General features: G+C 42.6%; 5 protein-coding genes and 1 pseudogene. All 6 read right to left on the minus strand.

Going from position 1 to position 2,940, the window contains the following annotated elements:
• Positions 1-240: 240 nt before the first annotated feature.
• Positions 241-450 carry a type II toxin-antitoxin system HicB family antitoxin gene (locus PHO71_RS25945; protein WP_300209077.1) on the minus strand — a complete coding sequence of 70 codons (210 nt, stop codon included), beginning with the start codon at positions 448-450 and terminating at the stop codon, positions 241-243.
• A gap of 79 nt (positions 451-529) precedes the next feature.
• Entirely contained in the window at positions 530-856 is a 327-nt protein-coding gene (locus PHO71_RS25950) for a hypothetical protein (RefSeq protein WP_300209078.1), read from the minus strand.
• Between the two features lie 277 nt (positions 857-1,133).
• Complete coding sequence (locus tag PHO71_RS25955) at positions 1,134-1,376, minus strand: type II toxin-antitoxin system RelE/ParE family toxin (RefSeq protein ID WP_300209079.1); 243 nt, start codon at positions 1,374-1,376, stop codon at positions 1,134-1,136.
• Between the two features lies 1 nt (position 1,377).
• Positions 1,378-1,590: a hypothetical protein gene (locus PHO71_RS25960; protein ID WP_300209080.1), complete on the minus strand. Its 213-nt coding sequence runs from the start codon at positions 1,588-1,590 to the stop codon at positions 1,378-1,380.
• A gap of 228 nt (positions 1,591-1,818) precedes the next feature.
• Positions 1,819-2,379: a hypothetical protein gene (locus PHO71_RS25965; protein ID WP_300209081.1), complete on the minus strand. Its 561-nt coding sequence runs from the start codon at positions 2,377-2,379 to the stop codon at positions 1,819-1,821.
• A gap of 163 nt (positions 2,380-2,542) precedes the next feature.
• Positions 2,543-2,940, minus strand: a pseudogene (locus PHO71_RS25970) (hypothetical protein); the annotation flags it as partial.

The following is a 2,940-nucleotide window of genomic DNA, read 5'->3' on the forward strand; positions in this document are numbered from 1 at the left end:
TTGCAGCAGGCCCTTACTTTGATTGCCGGAAGTTCTGCCCAACATTGCCGAAAGTTCTGACAAACCGTTGCCGTTTCTTCTGCTCTTTCGTTGCCGAAAACTCTGCACTTTGCATTGCCGGTTACACCTTCTTCAGCGGCGCGCGACGCGCACCGGTTTTGGTCTGATGCAGAGACGATGTTATGGGACGTGATACCATCCCCCTGTATTAAGATAAAACCGCCTATTCGGCGGTTTCACTCAAGCAAACATCAAACGTCCTTTGGGCTCTGGAATTGATCTTCCTAGTGCCTTTGCAGTCTCAATCCATTCTTCCATAATACCTTGTATACTGTTTAGGGCATCATGAGGACTTGCCCCATCCGCCATACAGCCTGGCAACTCAGGTGCTTCTGCGATATACGCATTATCTTCAGAACTCCAGTAAAGGATAATCTCATATTTCAACATCAGGATTACCTCCACTTACTTCACCATATGTAAAATAGTGTTTCAACTTATCTCTTAAATATTACGCCTATATTGTAATTTAGCCATTTTTAGACAAATACCCTTTATCAATGTATTCTTGGTATACTTCATCAATTCTGTTCTCAAAATCAGAAGACAAATCGAAGTATTTCATTAACTGGGTTAACGCAACAAAAACTTGGTATGTTTCATTCACTAAGTTCTCTTTGTTTTCTCTTGAATTCTCCGAAATAGGAATGCCTTTTCGCTCATAGTGGTTTAGTTCCCATACCACTTCTCCAACTTCTTCTAATATCCTACATCCAATTTTAAAAGGGTCGTTTCCTTCTGGAAATCTTCTTGTCTGTGCTTCCGCAACCCTTCGAACTTTGGTTACTAAATCCATATTTTAGCCTCCACAAAAAAAGAAATATATACTACGAATACTCATATAATTACGTTCTGCTTTCAAGTGTACCCCGCCGCAGGACGCGGTGGTTGAACATATTGGTTACAATTTCAGCTAACGTCTTAGCCTCTGCGAAGTGCCGAAACCGGGACTCACGGCTGCTCCCGCTTCGGAGGCGCGCGACGCGCACCGGTTTTGGCATTTTGAAGAGGCGATGTTAGGTGGCGCTGGGTGGCTGATTATGCCAAAAGTGAGGCTCCCAAAAAAGGTCGCCTCACTTATATATGTCTCCTCTGGTATCAATATTTGCAATGACTATATCATCATTATCAATGTGATACACAACACGGTATTTTCCAACCCTCAAGCGATAGAGAAATGGGCTCTTGATGCCCTTCAGTCTTTTTATGTCGCCTTGTGGGATTCTATCAATTGCGTCAATTATACGCCGTCTTGTGTCTTTATCATATTCACTAAGCGCCTTTATTGCTGTTTTGGAATATGCTATATTTCTCATCCTATTCTCCTAAAAGGAGTTCTTTTGCTTTATCAGACGATATGCGTTCATCATTCTTGATGATGTGCCACATCTCTTCTTCTTCCTTTGGGCTTAGGTACAAGTCCTGCTCCTTCTTCCCCTTGAGGAACATAAGGAAATCAATAACTTCCCCTGCTTTAGTCTCTGGAATCTCATCTACCAATTTCTGAATTATATCTTTTGCAGTATTCATACAAATCTCACCACCCAACTTAAGTCTATGCCTATATTTTACCACAACACTACCAAATTGGAATCATGCGATCCAAACAGCGGGATCATCACCATACAGCGCAACAGGATTGCTCCGCCCAATGCCACCTAACGTGAATGTCTCTGCGGCGGGCCGAAACCGGGACCTCAGCGCCCATCTTCAGCGGCGCGCGACGCGCACCGGTTTTAGGCTGTTGAATACACGTAGTTAGCCGACGATATCACCCAACAATCTACCTATTGTCGAAACTTCAGTATTAGTTTTTGCATTTTGCTTACAGAAAACAATAATATCTTTGAACTTATCACTTCGTTCATCAAAAGAGCCGTTTCGTGCCCAAAGTATTAGTCTATGTTTAAGTTGCTGAATACTATAGTTGTACAAAATGAAAAATCCATATCTATAGTTATATAAACTCAAAAAATTATCGAGCGTACGTAGATCCTTAATCACGCCATCTTTTACCATTTTCCCTTTTACTTCAACAACAACCTCATTATTTTTGAATGTTCCTGGATTGTGAAGAACAAAGTCTGGATTGGCTTGATGAGAAGGAGCAAAGCCGATATGTCCCCGTTTATCTATTTCAGCAGATAATGATAACTGCCTTCTATCATTATCTGCTGACCTCAGTTTATGATACAGTTCATAACAGAAAACCCGTTCGCGAACAATTCCCTCATCACAATACGTAGTTCGAACATGATAATAACATTCTTCGATTTCAGATAATGCCGATTTGAACGCGTTTATGTATATTTCTCTCATAGCTACTCCTTTACGCGGTATATTCGTATTGTCGGCTAACGTGAATGTCTCTGCGGCGGGCCGCAACCGGGACCTCAGCGCCCTTCTTCAGCGGCGCGCGACGCGCACCGGTTTTGGCCTGGTGCAGAGACGATGTTATGTGCCGGACAGACAACTATGGTTTTCAATCAACCTTATTCTCATCTACTGTCGGATCCACATAGATAACATCCTTGTAGAATTCCGGATCTGCCCATTTCAGTTCGGAAAGATGCTTCTTGAGCTTATATGCCATTGGCCTAAAAGTGACGTATGTCAATCCGCCTGACGCTACTCCTCCTATGACTGGAATAACCTTGCTAACTCCCTTTGCAAATATATCCTTCGTCATTTTTACGCCTATAGCTTGTGCTATTTTCTTAACTATCGGGTATATTGTTCCTTTTGTTAAGGCTTTGTAACCGGCAATGCAAAGTGCAGAGTTTTCGGCAACGAAAGAGCAGAAGAAACGGCAACGGTTTGTCAGAACTTTCGGCAATGTTGGGCAGAACTTCCGGCAATCAAAGTAAGGGCCTGCTGCAA

This window comes from Bacteroides sp. (genome assembly GCF_028690125.1).
In the GTDB taxonomy this organism is placed as follows: Bacteria; Bacteroidota; Bacteroidia; order Bacteroidales; family Bacteroidaceae; genus Bacteroides.

Excerpts from the sequence above, each read along its gene's own strand:
- PHO71_RS25945 (WP_300209077.1), bottom strand. The coding sequence starts at position 450 with ATGTTGAAATATGAGATTATCCTTTACTGGAGTTCTGAAGATAATGCG.
- PHO71_RS25950 (WP_300209078.1), bottom strand. The coding sequence starts at position 856 with ATGGATTTAGTAACCAAAGTTCGAAGGGTTGCGGAAGCACAGACAAGA.
- PHO71_RS25955 (WP_300209079.1), bottom strand. The coding sequence starts at position 1,376 with ATGAGAAATATAGCATATTCCAAAACAGCAATAAAGGCGCTTAGTGAA.
- PHO71_RS25960 (WP_300209080.1), bottom strand. The coding sequence starts at position 1,590 with ATGAATACTGCAAAAGATATAATTCAGAAATTGGTAGATGAGATTCCA.
- PHO71_RS25965 (WP_300209081.1), bottom strand. The coding sequence starts at position 2,379 with ATGAGAGAAATATACATAAACGCGTTCAAATCGGCATTATCTGAAATC.